Genomic DNA, 26,599 nt, shown 5'->3' on the forward strand with positions numbered 1-26,599 from the left:
CACAACAAGCGATCATAAATAACTCCCTCCCTTTACCAATGAAAAATACTTGGTATCAAGGTTTACAGCCAAGGGAGGGCGGGGGAGGGTTGATGCGAATAATTTATTGTTGCCTCAAAGTTGTTTAGTGTAATCAACCCCATCCAACTTCCCCTTATATCGACTTCTACTGCCAAGTGGCTTCATCTTTCAAGGGGAAGAGCTGATCTTTGGCGATTGTAGCTGTAATGCCTACTCAAAATTCACCGTTCATTATTAGATCGTCATTCCAGCCGAGCCTAAGCGAGAGCAGGAATCTACTTATCACGCGCTGAATATTTGAAGTGTATTTCTTTAGGCAGATACCATTAAACAACAAGCGATCACAAATTACTCCCTCCCTTTACCAACAAAAAATACTTGGCATCAAGATTTACAGCCAAGGGAGGGCGGGGGAGGGTTGATGCCGAAAAGCTAAGTTATCCAGAAACCTTACAACTTCTACAACGGTTATCTTTTATCATGTTAAATATTACCAATGCTGCATAGTTTGAAATTAGAGTCATTGGATTTTTAGTTAGAAAATTAGTTATGTATTAGAGATATAGTTTCGGTTTTTGATAAATATGAGGTGAATTCATACTTTATTAATAAATTTAGTTATTTAGCTTGCTGTTAAAAAAAGTGGCTGAGAAGATAGATGGAAAGACTATACAGATTTTTTCCACCTATTAAATTGTTATATTTTTTCAACTTTTGAGGTAATAATGAAAATAAGTGAAATACAAATATCAAATTGGCGTTCTATCAAAGATGTTAGCATTAATTTTCAAGACTTGATGATTCTCATTGGTCAAAATAATCACGGCAAGTCGAATGTTTTAAATGCAATCTTATTCTTCTTTGGTGAGATAAAGCCTCAAGATTTGGACTTCAATGATGGTTCAGATGAACTTTATGTGGAAGTGACTTTTGATGACTTGGTTGCAAGCGAATTATCTACATTTACGAAGTATGTGACCGCAGACCAAAAAATTAAAGTTAGAAGAACTGCAACAAAAGGTGGTTCATTAACTTACCAAGGTTACACACAATCACCAGTCTTTGAGTGGTTAAAGGATGAAAATGCTTCTTCATATACGACGCGCAGCGTTGCCGAAGGGCTAGAGTTTTATAATTTACTCCCTCCAAGTGGAAGAATTACTAAAGCTAATATACAAGACGCTCAAGCACAGTATATAGAAGCAAATCAGGCAGATTTAGAGTTCAACTATGAATTAGAATCTACTAACTTTATGGGTGCTAAGAATGTTGCAAAGGGCATATTTGGAGATGTTTTCTATATACCTGCAGTAAAAGTTGCATCAGATGATTACTCAAACAATAGCAGTAGTCTATTTAGCAAATTATACGGTAGGATCATTTCTGATATTTCAGCTAATAGTACTGGGTGGGTTGAGGCTAAGGAAACCGTTGCTTCATTGTTTAGTTTACTAAATAAACAGGATACCGATGGTAATCCAAATACTCAGAGACCAACACAGTTAGGAGAATTTGAAACCAAGTTAAATGAACAATTGGCTAGCTGGGGTTCTGAAGTAGAGCTAGAAGTATTGCCACCAAACGTAGAAGATGTTTTCAAAGCAAACACGCAGGTCTGGGTTAATGATGGTTGCAAGACGGACGTTTCCAGAAAGGGTAATGGTTTACAGAGAGCTTTAAGTTTCGCACTAATTAAGATGTTAGCCGATATCTTGAGAAATGAACAAGAGAATGGTGAAACAACTAGCCGCTCTTCTTCGCTGTCGATGTTCTTTATCCTTGAAGAACCAGAACTCTATTTACATCCACAGGCGCAGAGAGCGCTGTTAGAATCACTAACCTTATTGTCTAACTCAACAGGAGTGCAAGTTGTTCTTTGCACACATTCTGCTTCGTTAATAGATCTAAGCAAATACAAATCGATTTGTATTATACGTAAAGAAAGTGTGGAAGTAGGCACTAAGGCATGCCAATGCGAAGAGGAATTATTCATTGGCAATGGTAAAAAAGATTTTAATCTTAGTTACTGGATAAACCCGGATCGTAGTGAGTTGTTTTTTGCAAAGAAAGTTATTCTCGCTGAAGGTGCAACTGAAAAGACGGTAATTCCATTTGTTGCTCAAACTTTGGGTTATTTTAAACATGATTATTCGGTTATCGATTGTGGTTCTAAGAACAATATCCCAATGTACTGTAACCTATTGAATAAGTTTAAAATCCCGTATGTTGCAGTCTATGATGTTGACCATCAGGCTCATAAAGATGCTAATGCAAGAGCAACGTCCGATGCTGCTTCTCAAGCAATTGAAGATGCAATTAATGTTACTTATGGCTCCTCAGTAACATTTGTAAATGATATTGAAGAAGAATTAGGTATGCCTAGAGGTTTTGGCGGTAAGCCTTATGCTGCATTAGAGCATATATCAACTGAAACATATTCACTTCCAGACCAAATTAGAGATAAGGTCATTAATATATACGAATAAAAATATAACAAGCGTATAAGACTTCAAGATACTTTTACTAATCTGCTATAAGTGACTTAGCATGACTTTACTAAGTGTTCTCTGCCCACAAAACCAGCCAACATGCACGCATTACCCACCAACATCAAACACAAAAACGCCCTGAACTTCAAAGCTCAGGGCGTTGTTTCATATACGGATTTACCAACTAACAATTAATAGTGATACGGGAACTTAGAGAAGTCCTTTGGACGTTTTTCTAAGAATGAATCACGGCCTTCGCGCGCTTCATCAGTACCGTAGGCGAGGCGAGTGGCTTCACCGGCGAAGAGTTGTTGCCCTACCATGCCATCGTCAGTCATGTTTAAACCAAATTTCATCATGCGTAGTGCGGTTGGTGATTTTTGGCAAATGATCTTACCCCACTCAAGTGCTTCTTTTTCAAGATCAGCATGTGGAACCACTTTGTTAACCATGCCCATTTCAAAAGCATCTTGTGCGCTGTAGTCTAAACCTAGGAAGAAGATTTCACGGGCTTTCTTTTGGCCAACCATTTTCGCTAGGTAAGCTGAACCGTAGCCAGAGTCAAAGCTCGCCACATCGAGATCAGTTTGTTTAAATACCGCGTGTTCTTCTGAGGCCATTGTCATATCACATACGACATGCAATGAGTGACCACCACCAGCAGCCCAACCCGGTACGACTGCGATCACGGCTTTTGGCATAAAGCGGATCAAACGTTGTACTTCTAGAATGTGTAGTCTGCCTAGTTTTGCAGGGTCGATTTGGTCTTGTGGCATGCCTTCGTATTTGTAGCCATCTTTGCCACGAATACGTTGATCGCCACCTGAACAGAATGCCCAGCCGCCATCGCGAGGACTAGGGCCGTTACCGGTCAGCAATACACAACCTACATCGCTCCACATGCGTGCATGTTCAAGTGCGCAAAAAAGCTCATCGACGGTTTTTGGACGAAATGCGTTGCGACATTCTGGGCGGTTAAAGGCGATACGGACTACTCCGGCATCTACTGCACGGTGGTAGGTAATATCTTCAAATGAAAAACCTTCAACTTCTTGCCAATCTTCAGGGTTAAAAATATCTGAAACTTTATTCATGCTGACAGACCTTTATTTGGTTTAGTTCGATGCGAGACATTAAGCCTCGCACTATTAATCTTGTGTTATCTCAGTGGCTAATGTTTGTTTCTTTAACGCGACCAGTGTGATTAGCATAGAAACCACAGCCATGATCGCCATTAATAAGTAAATTGCAGTAAAGCCAGAAGCTAAGGCTTGAGGGCTATATTCCGCAAGGCTATTTTGTTTGGCGATGCCATCATGATTTAGGCTCAATTGGAATACGGTTGAACATGCGGCAACGCCGATAGCTCCGCCTAATTCACGACCAAAGTTAAATAATGACATGCCAATACCGCGATCTTTTGCTGGTAATACGTTTTGCACCATTACGCCAATCGCGGGCAGGGTAAAGCCGATACCTAGACCTGCTAAACCGAGCGCTACCGCTGGATAAAAATGTTGTTGGATCATCGCAAAGCTAATTGCCGCCAGTAAAAAGCCAAACAATGCATAGCGTTTGGTTTCACCCGATTTATTGACTAGCTTGCCACCAATATAAGCGCCAATAGTGATGCTAAACATGAAGATCACCATGATTTCGCCACTGGCCGAAGCGGATAAACCACGTTGCCACTGCATTTGCATTGGTAGGTACACCAAAATGGCAAACATTAATAACTGTGAGCATAAAATCAGTAAGATGCAAACCAAATAGTTGGGCAGCTTAGCTAAGCGAGCTGGCAGCATAGGATCGGAAACGCGTCGTTCAACCAAAATTAATATTAAGATTGAGGCAATAAACGCACCACCGGTCCAGCTAATAGGGAGTTCGGCTTCGGGAGAGAGTAAAAGCAGTAAGCTGGTGGAGCAGATCATCAGCATCATTGCGCCTAACCAATCAAATTTCGAATCACGCTTTTTATTTAAATGTGAAAGGTTGCGACGAATCAAAAATACCGCCAGTAAACCGAGCGGGATATTTATCCAGAATACCCAACGCCAAGATAAGTGCTCGGCAAAATAGCCACCAAGTAATGGGCCTGCGATACTGGAAACCGCGTAGACCATCGAGATGAAGCCTTGGTATTTACCTACTTCACGTGCCGGAATACAGTCGGCAATCACGGTAAAGGCGAGGGCAATTAAGCCACCACCACCGATGCCTTGAATGACACGAGCAATGATTAAGGTTGGTAAATCTTGCGCGAAGCCACAAGCTGCCGAGCCAAGAATAAAGAGCGTAATGCCGATATACAGCATTTTTACTCGGCCCAAGATATCACTGAGTTTGCCATAAACCGGTAACACAGCGGTCGCCGCTAATAGATAGGCAGTGACTACCCAAGTGAGTGCATTACCTGCATTGAGTTGCTCACCAATGATAGGCAGTGGGGTGGTGACGATACTCTTTTCTAGCGAGCCTAGCGCGATAACGAGTGCAACACTCATGAATATTTTTTGTGGTGAAACCGATTTTTGTTCAGTCACAATTTTTCCTCAACACAACGCTTATCAAAATTATTTTTTATTAAAGATATGCTTGTTCAAAATTGATATTAGCCTGGTGCTTAATAAACCTGAGCCACGGTATTGAGAGTTTAGTCTGTTATCCGCAGATCAGGCTGATTGATTACACCTTTAGCCATTAACCAATAAACGATAAGTAACCTTGAATAATGATTAAGTTAACAATATCAATGAAAAATGCGCCGACAATTGGCACGACCATAAAGGCTTGAGGAGAAGGGCCATAATGTGTCACGATTGAACCCATGTTCATTACCGCTGTTGGTGTGGCACCAAGACCAAAGCCACAATGACCACCGGTGATCACTGCAGCATCATAGTTTGAGCCCATCACACGGAAAGTTATATTGTAAGCAAATACCGACAAAATAATGGTTTGCACACATAAAATGATCAGTAGTGGAATCGCGAGTGAAAAGATTTCCCACAGCTGTAAACTCATCAAGGCCATGGCTAAGAATAGAGATAAGGATACGGTTCCGAGAATATCAACCGTATCTGTATTGAGTTTGTATGTGCCTGACACTTCAAAAACATTAGTGATGATCACACCTAAGAATAGGGCATATACAAAGTCTGGGATCTTTAGCCAACTGATTTCAAAGGTATTTACCCATTGCTCAACATAGACCGCACCCACCACACAGATCAGCATAGTAAATAAGGTTTCAATCACCCGGTAAGCTGAGACTTTATCTTCTTCACGGTCGTTGTAAGTTACGACATCTGGGAAGTTATCGTGGTGTTTATCGCCTGCGCCGTATTCCGATACTAGGTTGTGCTTTTGAATGCGTCGTTGTGCAACGGGTCCGCCAATAATACCACCGACAATTAAGCCAAAGGTCGCGGCAGCCATCGCAAATTCAAGTGTATTAATGCCATAGGTATTTTGGAAAGTGCTTGCCCAAGCCGCACCAGTACCGTGTCCGCCAGATAGCGTAATAGAGCCGGCTACTAAACCAAGTAGTGGGTTGATCCCCAAGGCTTCCGCTAAGCCAACGCCTACCGCATTTTGAATAATGATATAGACCGATGCGACCCCAAGGAAAATGAAGACTTTCTTGCCGCCTTTTAGCAGCTGAGTGTAGCTTGCGGATAGACCCACCGTAGTAAAGAACAGCAACATCAAGGTGTGTTCAAGCGGTAAGTCGAATTCTAAAGTGATATTTTGAAAATGTAGAATCGTACTAATAATGGCTACGATCAAGCCACCGACAATTGGCTCTGGTACTTTATATTTGGATAAAAAAGGTACTTTGGTATTGATGAAGTGACCGAGTAGCAACACGAAGATCGCGAGCAAAAAAGACTCGATAGAATCCACAGGATAAACTGTATTCATATACTGCCTCTAAAAAGTAAATCTTAAGGAGTGAAAATGTAGACCGCGTTATTGAGCATAGACAATCAATGATGCGGATATACATCATTTAGATCAATTAGGAAGAATGACCATATTGTCTGTCACTTGCTTTTGGAATTAGCAGGAGTTTTGCATCAATCACTTGCTCTAACACAAGTAAAGTTTGATCTTGATTGAATTATTGACATGGAGCTTTCAATTTTATGACGTCAGAACATAAGTAGGATTTAGTATGTTAAATAATTGTTTCGTATTTTGTTCTAGAGTCCGATTACTGGAGATTTTATGCCTGTTTTATTTTGCCAATCATGTTGCCGCGATACTCAACATAAAGCGGTATTACGCAAGCGAGCGGAAGATGATGTGTCATTAAAAAACAAATTCCAAAAATTCAATGAGTTGATCAATCAGCTTTTCAGCGGCGTACCTTACCACAAAATGGACCGTGTGTGTTTATGCCGTTATTGTAATAATCAAAATGCCGTATATTCGTTAGATTCTACTCATTGAAGACTTTAGTTATCCAGACGATTTTTTATATACCAATACTTTTCTTTCGCTAGCTCTTACTCGCAAGTAAAAACTCAAGTACAGTAAGTCATTGGTTCTATCGAATATGGAAGTGAACAATGACACGTTATTACGATCATGCTTTATCGATTTGGCAGTATTTAAAACTCGATCAATCTCTTCAAAAAACCGACGCTCTATTACTTCTTGGCAGTTCGGACTTACGCGTTGGTGAACGAGCCGCCGAACTGTACCACCAAGGCATTGCCCCGTTATTGATTATTTCTGGTGGAGAAGGGCGAATGACTTGTGACTTATTCGAGCATTCCGAAGCCGAAACATTTGCCAAAATAGCCATGGATTGCGGCGTTCCTCATCACGCCATTTTGCTAGAAGACCAATCGACTAATACCGGCGAAAACTTTCGTTTCACACTGCAATTATTAGAATCTAAAGGACTTACTCTCAGCAGTGTGACTTTAGTGCAAAAGCCTTATATGGAACGTCGTGCACTGGCGACTTGTCAGCAACTATGGCCACAGGTTCAAGCGCAAGTCAGTTCTCCTCAACTTGAATTCCTCGATTATTGCAGCGCGTTGCATCCTTCTTCCGAAGTGATAAACCTGATGGTAGGTGAAATTCAGCGTCTTAAAACCTATCCCAAACAAGGCTTCTTTGCCGCTCAAGATATTCCTGAATCGGTTGAACAAGCATTTTCTGCCTTATGCAATATTGGTTATGACGAGCATATCGGTGTGTAATATGAAAATGACGATCTCTACTCAATCATGGCCAATCAATGGTGCGTTTACCATTTCTCGCGGTTCGAAAACTCATGCTGATGTAGTGGTCGTCACTTTAGAACAACAAGGATATGTTGGGCGAGGGGAATGTGTTCCTTATGCGCGCTATGGCGAGTCGATTGAACAAGTGATGGCTGATTTGGAAACTATTTCTGAGCAGTTATCCCAAGTCGATTCAGCGCAAGATATTCAACAGTTACTACCCGCAGGCGCTGCACGTAATGCCCTAGATTGTGCTTGGTGGGATTTACACTGTAAACAGCAACAACAAACCATTTGGCAGTTGCTTGAGATTGAACCTCATGAATTAACCACCGCGTTTACTTTATCTTTAGCCAACCCTGAAAAAATGGCCGCGGATGCCAAAGCCAATCAAGATCGTCCAGTGTTGAAATTAAAATTAGCCGGAGAAGGCGATATTGAGCGTGTAACGGCAGTAAGGCGTCATTCACCTAATGCGAAGATTATTGTTGATGCCAATGAAGGTTGGGATGTTGAATTGTATAACGCGATGATCCCTCAGCTTAAAGCATTGAACGTGTCGATGATAGAACAACCGTTTCCTGCTGATAAAGACCACTGGCTTGATGGATTAGCGCGCCCAATCACCTTGTGTGCCGATGAGTCATGTCATGGCGTTTCAAGTTTAACTAAGCTGGTGGGGCGCTATGATATGGTCAATATCAAGCTCGATAAAACCGGTGGATTAACCGAAGCGCTTCAACTGAAACAAGCGGCTATAGAACAAGGCATGCAAGTTATGGTCGGTTGCATGGTCGGTTCTTCATTGGGTATGGCACCAGCTTTTGTAGTGGCTCAAGGCGCACAAATCGTTGATCTCGATGGCCCATTATTATTAGCTCAAGATCATCCGCAAGGCTTTGAATTTGATATCTCTACAATGAAGGTGATGAGCCCTGAGTTGTGGGGGTAGAGGTCAGCAACTCCATCAACATATCCAAATAATGCTCACAGGCATAGTCTGCAGAAACTGGCGGCAATTCTACTGTCACGCACAATAAATCACGTTCGGCACACCAAGAACCAAATGAACCTGGTGTGTCGTAGCCAACATCTTTCACCATCGGCAAATTCATTTTCTGAGATAACCAATGCGCTAAAGGTGAAAAGCTAGGATCGTCAATGCAGGCTAAAGGTTCATGAAATGAGGTTACCCATGCAGGGTTGAGCGCTTCAATTAGCTGGCATAATGCTGCGGTTTCTGGTTCTGAATTGCCTGTTTCACCTGTTCCTACTGCAACATCGCGCTCGGGCTCTTGAGTACTCCAACGATATACCGTGCCACCTGTTTGCCAATTTTGACTAGCAAAGTTGCGGTTTAAATCCACTCCATTGGCATTGGTGCGAGTCCCCAATTGATTACCATCTGGGTTCATACTAAGCACAACATGGTGACGAAGTTGGCCAGCTTCTATTGAACGAAGCGCGCAAGAAAGACTAACAATCGAAGCGGTCTCGTCACCGTGAGTACCGGCGATAATCAGTCCGGTATCTTCATCTTGAATTTGCGCAGGAAAATATACCAGTGGCGCACCGAGTACTGAATGACCATAGGTAGTGGGTTTGAATTGAAATTGAGCGCGTTGCTCACGAGGTCGAAGAGTGACAGCCATACGATCTTCCTAATCTAGATTTATAAATCCATTATTTAGAAGTATTACCGAATTAGGCTCACATAGAAAGTATAAAATCGTAATAAAAATATGGGTTAAAACGGTAGTTAACGTTATAGTTATTATTATCTTTTCTACCATTACTTCTTCATTAACAAGGAAGTCTCATGCTCTCTTTTAAACCTTCAGTTTTAGCGTTAACCCTTTCCGCGCTTCTTTTACCTACTTCAAGTTTTGCTGCTCAAGTACCTGATGATGTCACACTAGCCAAAAAACAAGAATTGGTGCGTGGTAACGATGCAGAATCGGCAACGTTAAATCCGTTAAAAGCAGAAGGCATTCCTGAGATGCATATTCTGCGTGACTTGTTTGAAGGGTTAGTGATTCAAAATCAAGATGGTAGTGTAGTTCCTGGTGTGGCAGAAAGCTGGGAAACCAAAGATAACCAAACTTACACTTTCCATTTACGCCAAGATGCCAAATGGTCGAATGGCGAACCAGTTACTGCGCAAGACTTTGTTTATAGCCTACATACTGCGGTCGATCCAAAATTTGCATCACCCAACGCTTGGTACTTAAAACTGACTGGCATTAACAATGCAGAAGCGATCATTGATGGTAAACAACCTGTTGAAAAGCTTGGCGTTAAAGCGCTAGACGAACATACATTACAATTTCAATTAGATAAGCCTGTCCCGTATTTTGTGGCTATGACAGCGCATACCGTGATGATGCCGATTAATCAAAAGTCGGTTGAAAAGTATGGTGATAATTGGACTAAGCCTGAAAATATGGTTTCCAATGGTGCTTATAAGCTGACCAATTGGGTGATCAATGAACGCTTGGAAATGGAACGTAATCCTAATTACTGGGATAACAAAGATACCGTTATTAACAAAGTGACTTACATTCCATTTGAAAGCCAAACTGCGGCGATGAACCGTTATATGACGGGTGAAGTGGATATCACGTCTGATGTTCCAGTCGCAATGGTAGACAAGTTAAAACAAGAACACCCAGATGCTTATAAAATCACACCGCTGTTGTGTACTTATTACTACGCTTTAAATACCAAGCGTAAGCCGTTTGATGATCCTCGAGTACGTAAAGCGATTTCATACACAATTATGCGTGATGTAATTGCTAACGGCGTGACCAAAGGCAATGTGCCCGCTTATACTTTTGCCCACCAAGATGTTGCGAATTTCAAAGCGACACAGCCGGAATACAGCCAGTGGACCCAACAACAACGCGATCAAGAAGCGGCTAAATTGTTAAAAGAAGCCGGCTATGACCACAATAATCCGCTAAAAGCCGACTTACTTTACAACACCAGTGAAAACCATAAAGCGATTGCGGTGGCGATTGCTTCTATGTTGAAAAAGAATTTAGGTATGGAAGTGACGCTCGATAACCAAGAGTGGAAATCTTACCTAGCCGCACGTCAAGAACGTAACTTCGATATCATGCGCGCTTCTTGGTGTGGGGATTACAATGAAGCTTCGACGTTCTTAACTTTATTAGGCTCTGATAATGATAAAAACTTCCCATCTTATGTGAACCCTAAATACGATGAAGCCTTGTCTAAAGCTCAATCTGCTGTTGATGTGAAAGAGCGAAATCAATACTACGATCAGGCGGAGCAAATGCTGGCGCAAGATATGCCGATTGCACCGATTTACTACTTTATGCAATCACGTTTAGTCGATCCAAAACTCGGTGGCTACCCAATGCATAATGCGGAAGGGCGTATCTACTCGAAGGATTTGTACTTCGCTCAGTAAGTACTCTCTAAGTTCAACAAGCTTTAATAAACCCGATCATGTATCGGGTTTATTTTTGGCCTTAAGATAGCTTTTGCCCTGAAATCGCAGGGTGATAAATAGGTTGAACCACGTTACCCGCCGGATCGGTACAGTGGAAACTACGAGCACCATCGGAGTGATCGTGAGGGGTATCGATCAACGGAACCCCTTGGGATTGTAAAAATTCATACCATTGTTGCAGCTCTTGTTTGCTGTCTACCACAAAGCCAAAGTGATCAAGGTTATGGTGACCGCTTTCTTGCTCTGAATGGGAGCGAGACAGTGATAAGTTATCGTTGCCACAGCTTAGGTAGACTAGGTTGTCATTCGCTCTACGGAGTATCTCCATTCCCATAATCTCATGATAAAAATGGACACATTCCTCAAAAGCGTAGACCTGTAAAGCCAAATGTCTTAATCCATTAAATGGTTTTGGTCGCTGCATATATCCTCCTTAAATGACTTTGTATTATTTATTGTATACAATTTTGGTGGTTTTGCTAATCATGGAGGAAAATATGTTTTGTATCATTGTGAAAAATGAAGTGAAGAATGGATGTCGTGAGCAGTATTTATCGATTATGCAAGAGAATGCAAAAGCCTCAGTTTTAAGCGAATCAGGCTGCCATGCTTTCGATGTGCTGGTGGATCAAACCAATGACCATCATTTTTATCTATATGAAATCTATCAAGATGAAAGTGCGTTAGCGGAGCATAAAAAGACCGAGCATTATTTAGAAAGCCGAAAATATCTGGCGGATATTGTTGAAAATGTCTCGGTCATTCGTTGTGATGTAGCTCAGCGAAATAAATAGTTTGAGAATAGAAAGGAGTAAATATATGAGTTGGAATGTCTACTTGTCAGGTGAAATTCACACCGATTGGCGTGAGCAGATCATTAAAGGTTGCGAAGCAAAAGGTCTAGATATTAACTTTAGTTCTGCGGTCACCGACCATGACAGTAGTGATGCGGCTGGCGATGGGCTAGGTGAGGAGCCCAATTCTTTTTGGCGCGACCATAAATCGGCCAAAGTGAACGCGATTCGAATTCAAAAGCAAATTAAGCAATGCGATCTAGCGATTATTCGTTTTGGTGATAAGTACAAACAATGGAATGCCGCCTTTGATGCGGGTTATTGTGCAGCGTTGGATAAGCCTTATATTACCTTGCACAGCGAAGATATTATCCATCCACTAAAAGAAGTCGATGCCAGCGCACAAGCCTGGGCGACGAACCCTCAACAAGTCGTGGATATTTTGGCGTATTTGTTATTGCAGAAGTAGATTGTTGTTTAAATAAAAAAACTCTCGCCGATACGAGAGTTTTTTATTTAGTAAGCTTGCCTTATCTACGGGTTAAGCTGCATTTGAGCTTTGCTCGAAGCTTTGATAATTGCCCAATAAAGCATTATAAAACTCGCTGTCGTTCAATACTCCAACTAGCTTGCCATGCTCAACCATTAAAACGGGGTGAGCGGTGCGATTTTTGAGTTCAATGGCATCACGCATACTAATTTCAGGGCTTGCCATGACCAGCATGTTGGGCTCAATTGCTGCTAAATCTTGAATTTTTTCCCACTCTACCAAGGTCAAAGACTCAGTACTGTTGATGACTAGATTATCTAAACTCGATGCAGAGGTCGGTTTTTCTATCCAGATCCCGGTATTCGCGCATAGCTGAATGCGATTATCATCTGATCTAAGATCGTGAGTCGGTTGCATTAAAGATCGACCTTTTAGTACGTTGAGTGGGTTTGTGTGCGCCACAAAATCTTTAACGTATTGGGTTTTAGGCGCGAGTACAATTTCTTCTGGCGTGCCGTGTTGGATCAAACGACCTGACTCCATAATCGCAATATTGTTACCGATTTTAAGCGCTTCATCTAAATCATGGCTGACAAACAAAATAGTCTTGTTCAATTTTTTCTGCAGTTCGAGTAACTCATCTTGCAGTTGAGCGCGGATTAATGGATCGAGCGCTGAAAACGGTTCATCCATCAGTAGGATATCGGTATCCATTGCGAAAGCACGTGCAAGACCGACACGTTGCTGCATACCACCAGACAACTCGTGTGGGTGTTTATCTGCCCATTCTGCTAGGCTCACCATTTCCAATTGTTCGAGTGCTTTTTTACGGCGATCGGATTTGCTCATTCCCTTCATTTCTAAGCCAAAGGCAACGTTATCAAGTACCGTCAGCCAAGGCATTAAGGCAAATTTTTGGAAAACCATGGATACTCGATGAGTTCGTAAATGGCGTAGAGTTGCGCTATCGCAGCTTGCAAGATCAACTAGGTTATCACCATCTTTGATTTCTAATGAACCACGAGAAATGGTATTCAGGCCATTGACCGCACGTAGTAAGCTTGATTTACCTGAGCCAGATAAACCCATCAGTACACAAATTTCCCCTTCTTTGACACTGATATTGACGCCATCAACCCCAACGACTTGACCAGTTTGGTCAATAATATTTTGGCGAGATTCACCTTTGTCGAGCAGTTCGATCGCTTTGTCTGGGTTGTCACCAAATACCACATCAAGGTTGTTAATTGTAATTGCGTCCATAATTATCCCTCTTTAGCTTGGTTTGGTGTTTTGCATAAACGATCAAGAATGATGGCGACCAGAACAATCGCGAGTCCTGCTTCGAATCCTTGAGAAATATTGACGGTGTTTAATGCTCGGATCACCGGTTTACCTAAGCCATCCGCACCAACGAGTGCCGCGACGACAACCATAGAAAGCGATAACATAATGCATTGAGTGACACCCGCCATAATGCTTGGTAGTGCCGCAGGTAACTCGACTTTAAACAATAGCTTCATTCGGCTGGCTCCAAATGCTTTACCGGCTTCAACCAGCTCGTCCGGTACTTTAATAATACCGAGATAGGTCAAACGGATCGGGGCGGCGATAGCAAAAATTATGGTCGAAATCAGTCCCGGTACGATCCCCAATCCAAACAATACTAAGGTTGGGATTAAGTAAACAAAGGTTGGTACGGTTTGCATTAAATCTAAAATAGGGCGCATTAAGGTATACAGCCAAGGGCGATGTGCCGCCATGATGCCTAGTGGGACGCCAATTAATACGGAAATCGTTGTCGCCGCGAAGACGAGAACAAAGGTTTCCAGCATTTCTTGCCAATAGCCCATATTTAAAATCAGTAGTAATGAGGCAATGATGAACACCACTAAAGATAATTTACGGTGTAAATACCAAGCCAGTGCGGCGGTAACGATGATAGGAACGGCTGGTGGTAGCCATTGAAACACACTGACTAGGCTCATTATGATGGTTTCAAGAAAGATAGAAATTGCATCGAAAAGTGTTGCTGCATTGATCGTGAGCCAATCGACAACAATTTCCATCCAATGTCCGAGTGGGATTTTATGATCGGTAATAAAATTCACAGTACTGCCTTATCTGGCGAGCTTACACCCGCCAGTCCAATTGAAAATATAAAAAAGAGTGTTGCGTTTGCTAATTACTTAACGGGTTGCTTGAGATAAGCAATTACTGCTGGTGCTGCAGCTTGACCATCAAGGGTTTTGACATTTTTGAGCCAAGTTTGGATTTGTTCAGGGTGTTGGTTTAACCATTCACGAGCCGCGATAGCAGGCTTTTTGTTTTGGTTTAAGATTGAATTCATGATCTGGTTTTCCATTTCCAGGCTGAATTTAAGATCGGTTAAAAGGTTGCCGACATTCGGACACTGGGTTAAATAATCTTGGCGTACGTTGGTGTGTACACTTGCCCCACCATAGTTAGGGCCAAAGAAGTCATCGCCACCGGCAAGGTACTTCATTTCAACTTTGCTGTTCATCGGGTGTGGAGCCCAACCTAGGTAAACAATCCATTGATTACGGCGTACCGCACGAGTGACTTGAGAAACCATGCCAGCTTCACTAGATTCGACTAGGCGGAAGTCTTTTAGGCCAAAGGCATCTTGATCAATCATACTTTGCAGTAGGCGGTTACCATCGTTACCTGGTTCGATACCGTAAATTCGGTCATTAAATTTGTCGGCATTTTTAGCGATATCCGCGAAGGTTTTCACTCCTGCGTCATACACATACTTAGGCACTGCCAATGTGTATTTAGCGCCTTCTAGATTGGCACGAACCGTTTCTACTTTGCCTGATTCGCGGTATTTTTTGATGTCATTTTCCATGGTTGGCATCCAGTTACCGAGAAAGACATCAATATCGCCATTGGCCATAGAAGAGTAGGTCACGGGAACCGAAAGTAATTCAGTTTCGGTTTGGTAACCCATGCCTTTTAATAGTTGGCTGGTCACCGCAGTCGTGGCGGTAATATCGGTCCAGCCAACATCCGAGAAACGAACGGTTTCACATTGATTCGCGTAGGCGTTAAAAGTGGCTAGGCTAGTAAGGCCTAACGTGAATAGCGCTGTTTTTTTAAGTGACATAATCATTCCTTGTAATCAGTGACTTGCTATTAATTATTCGGCCAGTGGTAACGCGCGTACTGGCTGTTGGCTGCGTTGGTTATGCTGCCAATTTGGGTCAATCCAAACTTCAACATTATCGGGAGTCAGTAAAGGTCGACCTAAGATCATATCGGCGGCACGTTCTGCCACCATGATGGTTGGTGCATTTAAGTTGCCATTTGGGATAACGGGGAAAACAGAGGAGTCGACGACTCGTAGGTTGTTAATGCCTAGTACGCGGCACTTTTCATCAACTACCGCCATAGGATCATTCTCTGCGCCCATTTTGCAGGTACAAGATGGGTGATAGGCACTTTCTACGTTCTCTTTCACCCATTGATCGATCGCCTGATCGGATTCAACCTCAATGCCGGGTTGGATCTCTGTGCCTCGGAAACTATCCATCGCAGGCTGAGCTAAAATTTCACGAGTAAGGCGAATACAGTCACGCCAGTCTTGGCGATCTTGCTCGGTTGAAATGTAATTAAATTCGATGCTGGGTTTAGCATGTGGATCGTTAGATTCAATCGCGACGCGACCACGGCTTTCTGGTTTATTTGGCCCAACATGAACTTGGAAACCATGACCATCAAATGCGGCTTGGCCATCATAACGCATGGCAGCCGGTAAGAAGTGGTATTGAATATTCGGCCATTTCAAGCCTTTACGTGAGCGGATAAAAGCGCAGGATTCAAAGTGATTGGTGGCACCTAATCCGGTACGTTTTAAGATCCACTCAGTGCCAATTAAGCCTTTGCTGACTAAACCAAGCTTGCTATTTAACGTAATGGGTTGTTTACACTCATATTGAAAGTAAACTTCTAAGTGGTCTTGCAGGTTTTCACCCACACCAGGTAAGTCATGTTTTAATTCTACGCCAGCTTGTTTTAATGTTTCGCGTTCGCCGATACCTGATAGCTGAAGCAGTTGCACCGAACCAATAGAGCCAGCGCTAGAAATCACTTCATGATCCGCATAAACCTGAACGATTTTCCCAGATTTTTCGAATTCAATCCCACGGGCGGTCTTGCCTTCAAGTAAGACTTTATGAGCGACGATGCCGGTTAATAACGTTAGATTAGAGCGTTTAAGGGCTCGACGTAGATAAGCGTTGGAAGTGGAAGCGCGCACGCCACCATCAACCGTCATGTGCATTGGGCCAAAGCCTTCTTGTTGGTAGGCGTTGTAGTCTTGGGTCTCTGGATAACCCGCTTCTTTTCCAGCATCAATAAAAGCTTGGTATAAAGGATTACGTTCCATGTTATTGCCGTTACAGGTACCAACTGGGCCGTTGCCACCACGATAATCATTAGCGCCTTCGAACCAGCTTTCCGCTTTACGAAAGTAAGGTAAACAGTTTTGATAATTCCAGCCTTGTGCGCCGGACTCTTCCCACTGGTCAAAATCACAAGCATGGCCACGTACATAAACCATACCGTTAATCGAGGAACTACCACCAAGCACTTTTCCGCGAGGGCAGTGTAATTGACGGCCATCAAGACCTGATTCTGCTTTGGTTTCAAATTGCCAAGCGTACTTATCACTGTTCATCGGATAAGAAAGTGCGGTGGGCATTTGAATGAAAATGCTTTTATCACTGCCGCCAGCTTCTAATAGTAAAACGTTATGTTCACCAGATTCGCTGAGTCGGTCGGCTAATACGCAGCCGGCCGAACCCGCGCCGACGATAATATAATCGTAGCGTTGTTGCATAAGATTGATTCTCCGCTTCCGTTTAAGAACGTATCGGTTTAAAGACTCGTGAGGGATTTCTCAACGATAGATAAATGATTCGCCTTTATTCATAAGGGCTTTCGAAGTCACCAAGATGGACAAATACACTTTTGGTTTGCGTATAGTGACGTAGGGTTTCGGTACCATTTTCGCGGCCAATACCGGAGTGCTTATAACCACCGACCGGCATTTCTGCGGGGGAATCTCCCCAGGTATTTATCCAACAAATACCGGCTTCTAGTTGATGAATAACGCGATGAGCGCGTGATAGGTTTTGTGTGAACACACCGGCGGCAAGCCCGTAGTCGGTTGCATTGGCGCGAGTGATCACTTCGTCTTCATCACTAAAGGGGAGAACGGACATAACAGGGCCGAAGATCTCTTGTTGAACATGCGCCATGTCGTCCTCACAATCGATAAACACTGTTGGTGCGACAAAGTTACCTTTATCTAATCCATTTTCGGTCACTTGGTGGCCGCCCGTGAGCAATTTAGCGCCACTGTGTTTGGCGGTTTCAATTGCGCCCAGTACTTTGTCTATATGCTGTTTAGAGATCAACGCACCAACTTGAGTATTGATGTCCATAGGATCACCAATGGTCATTTTCTCGGTGCGATGTTTTAATTGTGTAATGAAATCTTGGTAGATAGCTTGATGCACAAAGACTCGGGTACCATTGGTACACACTTCACCTTGAGTATAAAAGTTCGCCACCATGGCAGCGGATACCGCTTGATCAAGTTTGGCATCGTCAAAAACAACTAAAGGTGATTTGCCACCTAGCTCCATAGTGACCGATTTCAAAGTCTTGGCACTGTCACCCATAACGGCTTTACCTGTGCCAGATTCACCTGTGAAGGAAACTTTCGCGATATCTGGGTGAGCGGTTAGCATTTGACCTGCGCGGTAATCGCCTTGAATAACATTAAATACGCCATCCGGTACGCCTGCTTGGGTAAATATTTCAGCCAGCTTTAGAGCGGAAAGTGGTGTTTCTTCTGAAGGCTTGAAGACCATCGCGTTACCTGCGGCTAGTGCAGGAGCTGATTTCCACATGGCGATTTGAATTGGATAGTTCCAAGCGCCAATGCCAGCACAAATGCCTAAAGGTTCACGGCGAGTATAGAAAAATTGTTCATCACTAAGGGGCTGTTGTTCACCTTGTAAGCTTGGAACGAGGTTAGCGTAATATTCAATCACGTCAGCACCGGTGACAATATCGACTTCTAGTGCTTCTTGCAGCGGTTTACCAGTATCAGCTACTTCTAAAGCCGCCAATTCATCGTTTCGTGCTCTAAGGATTTCAACCGCTTTTAATAAAATTCGACTACGTTCCACGGCGCTCATTTTGGACCATACTTGAAAGCCTTGCTTTGCTGATGCTATCGCTTTATTGAGATCATCCTGTGAGGCTTGGCCGATTTCAGCGATCACTTCACCATTGGCAGGGTTAATACTGTGGAAGGTTTCACCAGATGTTGCGGCAGTCAATTGGCCGTGGATGTATAGAGTTTCTGTGGTCATATAAAAGCCTAATGATGTAATTTAAAGTGAAGATTGATTGTAAAAAGCGAGCTGTTTATCGAGGTAGTCATTGATGATTTCTCGCGCTTTTTCGGCATCAATACCCTCTGGGTTTAAGGTGCCACGCAGCCAAATACCATCGATGAGAGATGCAATACCATGTGCCACTAAGCTGGCTTGTTCATCGGGGAGTAGCGCTTTTAATTCAATTCTTAAATGTGAAAGTAAACGCTGTTCATTGACGCGTTGAAGCCTTTTTAATTGCGCGTCATGCATCGAATAAGACCAGAATGCCAACCATGTTTTGGCTACTTTGTTTTCAGCCTGAAAGCCTTCAAAGTTAGCGTTCACAATGCCAATAATGCGTTGTTGGTGAGCATCGCTTGGTAAACCATTGAGTTTGATTTTTACCGTGTCTGAGAGCTCTCTTAAAATCGCTCGCATTGTCTCTTCTAATAAACCGTGTTTACCGCCGAAATAATGGTTAATGATACCGGTGGATACGCCCGCTTCTTTACTGATGAGCGAAATGCTTGCGCCATGCAAACCTACTCTTTCAATGACCGCCATAGTGGCTTTTACAAGCTGCGGTTTTCTAATATCAGGCATTCCAACTTTTGGCATATTTCGAATCCATTTATTTTTTATTGAACGGTTAATTAACAATAATGCTACACACAAAATGTTTAGACCTCAAATCAATATTTAGGGTTTGATAGGGTTTTCGGTGGGAGGTTGTAAGTTATTTATTTAACTTTCATAGCTTTACGTGATGTTAAAAAAATTAACAAATAGAACATTTCATTATGGATGTAATGAGTTTTTGGGGGGAAGAATATAAAAAATGCCAACCTATTTTAAAAAGTAGGTTGGCATGATTTTATCTGTAAATAGTTTATCGCGGGTGGATTAGAACCCTACATTCATTCCTACCCAGTAACGACGTCCATCTTCTACATAACCATATTCATCATAAGTGACTTCTTGATCTAGTAGGTTATAAACCGCCGCATTCACTGACACATTGCTGGTTAAGTGATAGCTGACGCCCATATCCCAGAATGTATATGAAGGTGCTTCTAAGCTGCTTGATGAAGGACCGGAAACGGGTTCCATTTCTTCGCCGTGATAAGTCACTTGAGTCCATGCTTCTAAATCAGAGGTGGCTTGCCAAGAAAGATCGGTACTAAATAAGTGTTTTGGCAGTTGAACTAAAGGTTGGCCTTTGTAATCACCAGATTTTTGCTCAGAATCATTGAAGGTGTAGCTTGCATTCCAGAATAAGCTGTCACCCAATGGTGTCCCTAGAGCAAATTCAACCCCTTGTGTCGTTGCCTTATCGATATTGACACGTTTGGTTGCCACACTGCCACTGCTATTGACCGGGCCACAGCTTGGGCACTCTATACGCGAAATTTTATCTTTAAAGTCATTGTGGAAAACCGTAACAGAAGAACTTAACCCAAAGTCAGATTGGTAGTTTAAGCTGATTTCTTGGTTTACTGAGGTTTCAGGTTTTAGATCAGGATCGCCGTAAATATCACCGCCTCGGCTGCCTTGCGCCCAATCTGCCGATGTCTCCCTTAGCGTTGGTGCGCGGTAACCAGTTGATACCCCGCCTTTTAATACCCAGTTTGGTGTTAGGCTCCAAACACCATAAGCACGGGGGCTCACATGAGTGCCGTAGTTTTCATCGTCGTCCAAACGAGCACCAACCGTTAAGCTGAATGAGTCGACGATAGCCCACTCATCTTCTAAAAAGAACGCATAACGATAGCTATCTAATTCAGTTAAATTCGATGCGCTATTTGAGGTGTAATCTTCAAGTTTTTCATAAGTATATTCAAAGCCGGATGTCAAAGTATGAGAATAGATTGGTGTGACAAGGCTGGTTTTGAACACTGTGTTCATGCTTTCCATTTCTCGGGTTTTGTTTTCCGAGTCTTCATATTGTAGATAGGTATTGGATTGTCCAACGACGCCCCAATTACCGTCATGGGTGATGGCATAATTGGTGCGTTTATATTCATCTAAGCTATCGACACAAGCGCCACGACAACCAGATGTTGGTACCGATTTTCCTACTGTGCCAGCACGTGTTTGTTCGCTGATACCTGCTTCTAACGAAACATTATGATCGTCATTTAATTGATAAATGAGTTTAGAGTTAAAGCTATTTAAATCTTTATCTTCATAGCCATTGGTAATGTCATCTTCATCACGAACGGTAGTTTGACCATTAAATTGAGCGGTCAAGTTGTCAGTCAGCGGGCCAGTTAAGTAGAAGTTAGCACTGCGCTCATTGCCTGAATCACGGTTTTCTTGAATGGTGGTGCCGAGTTGAACATTACCATGCCATTGCTGAGCATCTTTACGGGTGATCACGTTGATAACACCACCAATTGCATCGGAGCCATAAAGGGTCGACATTGGCCCGCGAATCACTTCGATACGTTCAATCGCTTCTAAAGGTGGTAGCCAGCCTTGTTCGATACCTGGGCCATCACTGTTGGGACGTGTTTGACGCGAGGATTGACGTTTACCATCAACCAGAATCAAGGTATAGGCCGATCCCATGCCACGAATACTAATGTCTTTGTTATCGCCACCACCAGTAATGGTGACGCCAGGAACGGTTTTCAGCGCATCGGTCACATCGCGATAGTATTTGTTATCTAATTCATCCCGAGTGATCACACTGATACTTGCTGGAGCGGTGATTTCTGCTTGTTCATGACCCGATGCGGTCACAACCATAGTTTCAGTTGAAGACGTAGGTTGTGCTGCGTAAGCGTTAGTGGCCAGTAAAATTGATCCCGCTAAAGTGGAAAGCGGTAAACGATAGCTAGACATTATTATTCCTTTAAATGATAATGATTCTTAAATTCATTTGCGATTATTGCCATCTTGGCAGCTATTGAATAGATCAATGAGTGGAACAGGCTGTTCCAAATATGGGATATGAGTTGGGGAGTTATGAAAACTGAATTACAAGGAATTCGAGCCTTTGCCGCGTTAAGTCGTTATCACAGTGTGACCGCTGCCGCCAAAGCATTAAACCAACCCAAATCGACGATCAGTCGCCGCTTAGCTCAATTAGAAACGGAACTAGGACAAGCGCTATTCATCAAACAAGGTTCCCGTTTAATGCTGACTCGGGCTGGGGAAGTATTTGCGGAGTATTGTGAGCGCTTACTTACTATGGCGGAAGAGTCACAGAACGCTTTACAATCATTAAAGCAAAGCGTCAGTGGTGAAGTAACCATGATTGCTCCGCCTAGTTTGATTCGTGGCTGGTTACGCGCACAGTGTCATCAATTTCTCGATGTTCATCCACAAGTGAACATTCGTTTGTTTACTGAAGCGCGTGATGAATATTTTCAAAATGAACCGGATATTGTGCTGTCAATTGGTGAGCAAGATTTACCTGGGACATGGCGTAAGAAGACCTTGGGATATTGGCAATTTGGTTTATATGCTTCGCCCGACTACATTGAGCAGCATGGCGCACCGACACACCCCAATCACCTTAGTGCTCATCAATGGCTGCCATTTGAATGCGATAGCAGTAACACTATTTATTTATCTAATGGTCAAGAGCACTGCATGGCGATGCCACCAATTAGCCGTTTAACCAGTGATAACTTATTACTACAGATTGATTCTATTGCTTCAGGGTACGGCATTGGTTTGTTGCCAACCTGGATTGCGGATAATTACTCACAAGCACACCCAGGGAACATCGAATTATGCATGTCTGATTGGTATAGCGCGGCGCGCCCAGTGGTGTGTTATTTTGCCGCAGGGGTATTGCCATTAAGAGTACAAACTTTGATTAAAGCGCTTAATGACAATGCCCCTAAGGAATGGTTAGCACCTAGAAGTGTTAATAAAAGCACAGACTCAGATCATGAAAAATACAAGCACATGCGATTACCGTCGACTTCAATGACATTAAACGGCGTCTCATAGATCTCAGATAACACTGAGCCATCAATGACTTGCTTTACTGTTCCTTTTGCGACAATTTCACCTTTTTTCAGTGCGATAATGGTGTCGGAATAGCAAGAAGCAAAGTTGATATCATGGATCACTATCACCACCGCTTTATTGAGTTCATGGGCCAGTCGACGAATGGTTGCCATAATTTGCAATGAATGTTTGATATCCAGATTATTCAACGGCTCATCTAAAAAGATATAGTCAGTATCTTGCGCTATCACCATGGCAATAAAAGCTAATTGTCGCTGACCACCACTGAGTTCATCAAGGTATTTATCTTGAATTGGAGTCAGTTCTAGGTACTCGATTGCTTTATTTATCGCTTGGTTATCTTCCGCTTTCAAATTGCCCTGACAGTAAGGAAAACGACCAAAGGAAATCAGTTCTCGAACTGTAAAACGTAAGCTAAAGCTATTGGCTTGGCGTAGTACTGATAAACGCTTGGCGAGGGCTTTAGTATCCCATTCCACCAGTTCTTTACCATCAATCCAAACTTCACCTTCATCACGTTTCAGTAGTCTTCCTGCCATCGAAAGTAGGGTACTTTTCCCTGCGCCATTAGGGCCAATAATCGCGGTGACTTTTCCTTTGGCAAATTCTGCACTGGCATTTTGTACCACAGGATGTTCGCCAAAGCGTTTGGTTAGTTGTTTTAATTCAATCATCAGGGTTACACCACTTTATTGCGTAATAACAGGAATAAGAAATAGATCCCGCCAACAAAATTAATCACCACACTTAAGGTGGTTTCGAAGCCGAATACTTTTTCAATAATCCATTGGCCTGTCAGCAAGGTCGCTACAGACATCAATCCACAGGCAGTAAGTAAGTACTTATGTTGGTAAGTTTTTAGCCATTCACGTGTTAAGTTGGTAATCAATAGACCAAAGAACATTATCGGCCCAATTAAGGCAGTAGAAATGGCAATTAATATCGATGACAGTAGCAGCACCGTTCGTGTGGTTCGTTTGATGTCGACGCCTAAGCTGGTGGCATTATCTTGGTCGAGCAAATAGACATCCAGCGTACGATGTAGCCTAAATAACCAAACGGATACGATGACGAGCATCGGAAGTGTCCAGTAAACCAACTCGGTATCAATATTATTGAAGCTGGCAAACATGCTGGCTTGAACATTGGCAAACTCGTCTGGGTCCATCAGCATGGTTAAAAATGAAGATCCGCTTTGGAATAGCTGTCCGAAAATCACCCCTAATAGCAATAGTGAAATAATATTGCTGGCGGAATAGCGGAAATACAGCAGAAATAAGACCAAGGAAAAGCCCATCATCATGACGACTGATATCGAAAAGTTGATCACATGGTTAGTCATCATCACGCTTAAGCCGCCAAATAAGGTAACTACTAAAACTTGAATCAGTAAATAAAGTGAATCAAACCCCATAATACTTGGTGTTAAGATGCGGTTATTAGTGATGGTTTGAAAACAAAACGACGCAATGCCAATCGCAAAGCCGGCAATGACGATGGCGAGTACTTTAGGGATTCGTCGCGATAGGAAATATTGATAATTATCAGCGGTGAGGCCATAACCAATAAATAAAGCGGCCATCACTAAGCTTAGCAGTAACAAGGCGATGATTTTTTGCTTATCACCTGACCATGAAGTCTTATTGCTAAGAGATTGGGGAAAGGGTTTGGTTTTATTTTTAAGCACAGGTTTATTTAATAATTTAGCGCTCATGTTTCATACCTTTCAACACTAAGAAAATAAACACGCTGCCACCTAATAAGCTAATCACCATCGAAATTGGGATCTCGTAAGGGAAGATAAGAATACGGCCAACCACATCACAAGCCAGTACTAAAATAGCGCCTAATATGGCGGTGCGAGGGATGTTTTTACGTAGATTATCACCATAAAACCGGTTAACTAAGTTCGGTACGATTAAGCCAAGAAAGGGCAGTTGACCGACGATCATCACCACAGAAGCCGACATGATCGAAACCAGAGCGACACCAATTGTCATCACTTGCTGATAATTTAAACCTAGGTTAATCGCAAAATCTTTACCCATGCCAACTGCCGAGATTCGGGTGGCGTAGAGGTAGCTAAAAATAGACACCGGTATGGCGATGTAAAGCAGTTCAAAATTGCCAGATAAAATGTTGGCAAAGTTAGCTACCGCCCAGCCAGATAGGTTTTGTAGCGCATCGTATTTATAGGCAATAAAGGTCGCCATTGAAGAGACAATGTTACCGAAAATAATGCCAATGAGAGGCACAAACACGGCATTTTTAAATTGAATGCGTTGAATCAGTTGAACAAAAAAGAGGGTGCCAATCATTGAAGTGGCAAAAATCAGCCACAGCTGATCGCCATTACCAAAAATCACTAGACTCAAAACGAAACCCAGCATGGCACATTCAATGGTGCCGGATGTGGAAGGCGCAGCAAACCGGTTTTGGCTGATTTGCTGCATGATAAGACCGGCAATACTCAAGCCACCACCGGCAAGTAAGATCGCCAGTAAGCGAGGGACTCGGCTATAGATAAACAATTGCCAGGTATTGGCATCACCTGCAAGAAGGTGGGCTAACGATACGTTACCCACCCCAATGAAGAGTGAAGACAGACTTAGGCAGACTAAAACAATCAGCAATTTAGCCACAACAACCTCAAGCTTTCATTCTTAATAACGAGTATTTACTGAGTCTTGGTCAAAGATTCGATGTCACTGACCATGGTTTCCGTTGCAGTAATGCCCGAGCTTGCAACATACCAAGCCGGGATATCAAGGTAGATCATACGGTGATTTTTATAGGCTTGAGTCGATTTTACTAGGTCATTGTCAAAGTCTTGGCGAGTGGTGCTTTTACCTTTATTGACCAATTTATCTCGGTCTAAAATCAGTAATGTGGATGGATTTTCTTGGCTGACCAATTCGTAAGAAACCAATTGACCATGACCACCGGTTTTTTCAGATTTCTTGTCTTTAACTGCGATAGTTGGTTTAAATCCGAAATCTTTGTACAGCACAGAAAAACGCGAACCTTCACCAAATGAAGTCACATTACCGCCAGAACTCATCAGCATTAATGCGTCTATGTCATGACTTTGGTTATAAGATTTAATTGCTGCAAAACGTTGGTTTAATGCGTCAATTTTTTGGTTTACTAAGTCTTGTTTATCAAAAATGACGCCTAGATCATGCCAAAGGACTTGAGTGTTTTTCCAGTAATCGCTGCCATTTTCAACTGCAAAAACAAAGGTAGGGGCGATTTTAGACAGTTCTTTGAAATGTTTAGAACTGCGTGGACCCACAATAATCAGGTCAGGCTTCTGGGTATAAATGGTTTCAAAATCAGGTTCAAAAATGGTGCCAGAAGAAGCAATGTTGTCTGCGTTATATTGCTCGAGATAATTGGGTAAAGCCGTCCCTTTTGAAACCGCAACGGGCTTAATATCAAGCGCATCTACAGCATCAAGCGCACCAGTACCAATGACGACTACGCGCTGTGGCGATGATTCAAGAGTCGTTGAGCCCATCATGTGCTCAAGCGTGACCGATTTAGCATGAGCTGAAATCGAGCTTATTGCCGCGACAGAGAGTAAAGCGGAGGCAATCACTCTAGATTTCTTAAAACATTTCATTCTTATTCCTTTATGTAATCGATAATTATTATCATTCCGATTACTATATAGGGCGG

The 26,599-nt window shown here is 42.7% G+C and carries 24 protein-coding genes; 8 read left to right on the top strand and 16 right to left on the bottom strand.

Annotated features, from left to right (window positions below):
• Window positions 1-746 precede the first annotated feature (746 nt).
• Window positions 747-2,507: an ATP-dependent nuclease gene (locus K358_RS18800; RefSeq protein ID WP_051241266.1), complete on the top strand. Its 1,761-nt coding sequence runs from the start codon at window positions 747-749 to the stop codon at window positions 2,505-2,507.
• Between the two features lie 194 nt (window positions 2,508-2,701).
• Here K358_RS18800 and K358_RS0109575 read toward each other — a convergent pair whose 3' ends face one another.
• From K358_RS0109575 to gltS, 3 genes are all read right to left on the bottom strand, one after another.
• Window positions 2,702-3,604, bottom strand: coding sequence for a 1,4-dihydroxy-2-naphthoyl-CoA synthase (locus K358_RS0109575; protein WP_027696610.1), 903 nt, complete (start codon window positions 3,602-3,604; stop codon window positions 2,702-2,704).
• 54 nt (window positions 3,605-3,658) lie between these two features.
• Window positions 3,659-5,017 carry an MDR family MFS transporter gene (locus K358_RS0109580; protein ID WP_038150073.1) on the bottom strand — a complete coding sequence of 453 codons (1,359 nt, stop codon included), beginning with the start codon at window positions 5,015-5,017 and terminating at the stop codon, window positions 3,659-3,661.
• A 196-nt stretch (window positions 5,018-5,213) separates the two neighbouring features.
• Window positions 5,214-6,437: a sodium/glutamate symporter gene (gene gltS / locus K358_RS0109585; protein ID WP_027696612.1), complete on the bottom strand. Its 1,224-nt coding sequence runs from the start codon at window positions 6,435-6,437 to the stop codon at window positions 5,214-5,216.
• 306 nt (window positions 6,438-6,743) lie between these two features.
• Between gltS and K358_RS0109590 the strand changes: the two genes are divergently transcribed.
• From K358_RS0109590 to dgcA, 3 genes are all read left to right on the top strand, one after another.
• Window positions 6,744-6,968, top strand: coding sequence for a hypothetical protein (locus K358_RS0109590; protein ID WP_027696613.1), 225 nt, complete (start codon window positions 6,744-6,746; stop codon window positions 6,966-6,968).
• Window positions 6,969-7,087: 119 nt separating this feature from the next.
• A complete protein-coding gene (locus K358_RS0109595) occupies window positions 7,088-7,729 on the top strand; it encodes a YdcF family protein (protein ID WP_027696614.1) in 642 nt (213 codons plus the stop codon).
• Between the two features lies 1 nt (window position 7,730).
• Complete coding sequence (gene dgcA, locus K358_RS0109600) at window positions 7,731-8,705, top strand: N-acetyl-D-Glu racemase DgcA (protein WP_027696615.1); 975 nt, start codon at window positions 7,731-7,733, stop codon at window positions 8,703-8,705.
• Here the strand turns inward: dgcA and mpaA are convergent.
• A complete protein-coding gene (gene mpaA / locus K358_RS0109605) occupies window positions 8,668-9,405 on the bottom strand; it encodes a murein tripeptide amidase MpaA (RefSeq protein WP_027696616.1) in 738 nt (245 codons plus the stop codon). The two genes, dgcA and mpaA, sit on opposite strands and share 38 nt — an antisense overlap.
• A 167-nt stretch (window positions 9,406-9,572) precedes the next feature.
• Between mpaA and K358_RS0109610 the strand changes: the two genes are divergently transcribed.
• Window positions 9,573-11,189: a peptide ABC transporter substrate-binding protein gene (locus K358_RS0109610; protein WP_027696617.1), complete on the top strand. Its 1,617-nt coding sequence runs from the start codon at window positions 9,573-9,575 to the stop codon at window positions 11,187-11,189.
• A gap of 61 nt (window positions 11,190-11,250) precedes the next feature.
• On the opposite strand, the gene K358_RS0109615 is transcribed toward K358_RS0109610, so the two are convergent.
• The gene (locus tag K358_RS0109615) at window positions 11,251-11,655 is read right to left on the bottom strand and encodes a VOC family protein (protein ID WP_027696618.1); all 405 of its coding nucleotides are present in this window, start codon (window positions 11,653-11,655) and stop codon (window positions 11,251-11,253) included.
• Between the two features lie 73 nt (window positions 11,656-11,728).
• On the opposite strand from K358_RS0109615, the gene K358_RS0109620 reads away from it, so the two are divergent.
• Together K358_RS0109620 and K358_RS0109625 are read left to right on the top strand one after the other, a co-directional pair.
• A complete protein-coding gene (locus K358_RS0109620) occupies window positions 11,729-12,025 on the top strand; it encodes a putative quinol monooxygenase (protein WP_027696619.1) in 297 nt (98 codons plus the stop codon).
• 25 nt (window positions 12,026-12,050) lie between these two features.
• Entirely contained in the window at window positions 12,051-12,494 is a 444-nt protein-coding gene (locus K358_RS0109625) for a YtoQ family protein (RefSeq protein WP_027696620.1), read from the top strand.
• A gap of 72 nt (window positions 12,495-12,566) precedes the next feature.
• On the opposite strand, the gene choV is transcribed toward K358_RS0109625, so the two are convergent.
• From choV to K358_RS0109660, 7 genes are all read right to left on the bottom strand, one after another.
• Window positions 12,567-13,778 carry a choline ABC transporter ATP-binding protein gene (choV, locus tag K358_RS0109630; RefSeq protein ID WP_038150053.1) on the bottom strand — a complete coding sequence of 404 codons (1,212 nt, stop codon included), beginning with the start codon at window positions 13,776-13,778 and terminating at the stop codon, window positions 12,567-12,569.
• A 2-nt stretch (window positions 13,779-13,780) separates the two neighbouring features.
• Window positions 13,781-14,626, bottom strand: a complete 846-nt coding sequence (choW, locus tag K358_RS0109635) for a choline ABC transporter permease subunit (RefSeq protein WP_027696622.1) — start codon at window positions 14,624-14,626, stop codon at window positions 13,781-13,783.
• Between the two features lie 74 nt (window positions 14,627-14,700).
• Complete coding sequence (locus K358_RS0109640) at window positions 14,701-15,645, bottom strand: choline ABC transporter substrate-binding protein (RefSeq protein ID WP_027696623.1); 945 nt, start codon at window positions 15,643-15,645, stop codon at window positions 14,701-14,703.
• Window positions 15,646-15,678: 33 nt separating this feature from the next.
• A complete protein-coding gene (gene betA / locus K358_RS0109645) occupies window positions 15,679-17,379 on the bottom strand; it encodes a choline dehydrogenase (protein ID WP_027696624.1) in 1,701 nt (566 codons plus the stop codon).
• Between the two features lie 85 nt (window positions 17,380-17,464).
• Window positions 17,465-18,925 carry a betaine-aldehyde dehydrogenase gene (betB, locus tag K358_RS0109650; protein ID WP_027696625.1) on the bottom strand — a complete coding sequence of 487 codons (1,461 nt, stop codon included), beginning with the start codon at window positions 18,923-18,925 and terminating at the stop codon, window positions 17,465-17,467.
• A 21-nt stretch (window positions 18,926-18,946) separates the two neighbouring features.
• A complete protein-coding gene (gene betI, locus K358_RS0109655; RefSeq protein WP_027696626.1) occupies window positions 18,947-19,549 on the bottom strand; it encodes a transcriptional regulator BetI in 603 nt (200 codons plus the stop codon).
• A 285-nt stretch (window positions 19,550-19,834) separates the two neighbouring features.
• Window positions 19,835-21,778, bottom strand: a complete 1,944-nt coding sequence (locus K358_RS0109660; protein WP_027696627.1) for a ligand-gated channel protein — start codon at window positions 21,776-21,778, stop codon at window positions 19,835-19,837.
• A 123-nt stretch (window positions 21,779-21,901) separates the two neighbouring features.
• Here K358_RS0109660 and K358_RS18320 point away from each other — a divergent pair, with 123 nt between their 5' ends.
• A complete protein-coding gene (locus tag K358_RS18320; RefSeq protein ID WP_051241267.1) occupies window positions 21,902-22,897 on the top strand; it encodes a LysR family transcriptional regulator in 996 nt (331 codons plus the stop codon).
• Here K358_RS18320 and vctC read toward each other — a convergent pair.
• From vctC to K358_RS0109685, 4 genes are all read right to left on the bottom strand, one after another.
• Entirely contained in the window at window positions 22,834-23,592 is a 759-nt protein-coding gene (gene vctC, locus K358_RS0109670) for an iron chelate ABC transporter ATP-binding protein VctC (RefSeq protein ID WP_027696628.1), read from the bottom strand. The genes K358_RS18320 and vctC overlap by 64 nt on opposite strands.
• 5 nt (window positions 23,593-23,597) lie before the next feature.
• Window positions 23,598-24,500, bottom strand: a complete 903-nt coding sequence (locus K358_RS0109675) for an iron chelate uptake ABC transporter family permease subunit (RefSeq protein ID WP_051241276.1) — start codon at window positions 24,498-24,500, stop codon at window positions 23,598-23,600.
• A 121-nt stretch (window positions 24,501-24,621) separates the two neighbouring features.
• The gene (vctD, locus tag K358_RS0109680) at window positions 24,622-25,560 is read right to left on the bottom strand and encodes an iron chelate uptake ABC transporter permease subunit VctD (protein WP_027696630.1); all 939 of its coding nucleotides are present in this window, start codon (window positions 25,558-25,560) and stop codon (window positions 24,622-24,624) included.
• A 35-nt stretch (window positions 25,561-25,595) separates the two neighbouring features.
• Entirely contained in the window at window positions 25,596-26,543 is a 948-nt protein-coding gene (locus K358_RS0109685; protein WP_027696631.1) for a siderophore ABC transporter substrate-binding protein, read from the bottom strand.
• Between the last annotated feature and the right edge of the window lie 56 nt (window positions 26,544-26,599).

Source organism: Vibrio litoralis DSM 17657, assembly GCF_000426765.1.
GTDB lineage: Bacteria > Pseudomonadota > Gammaproteobacteria > Enterobacterales > Vibrionaceae > Vibrio > Vibrio litoralis.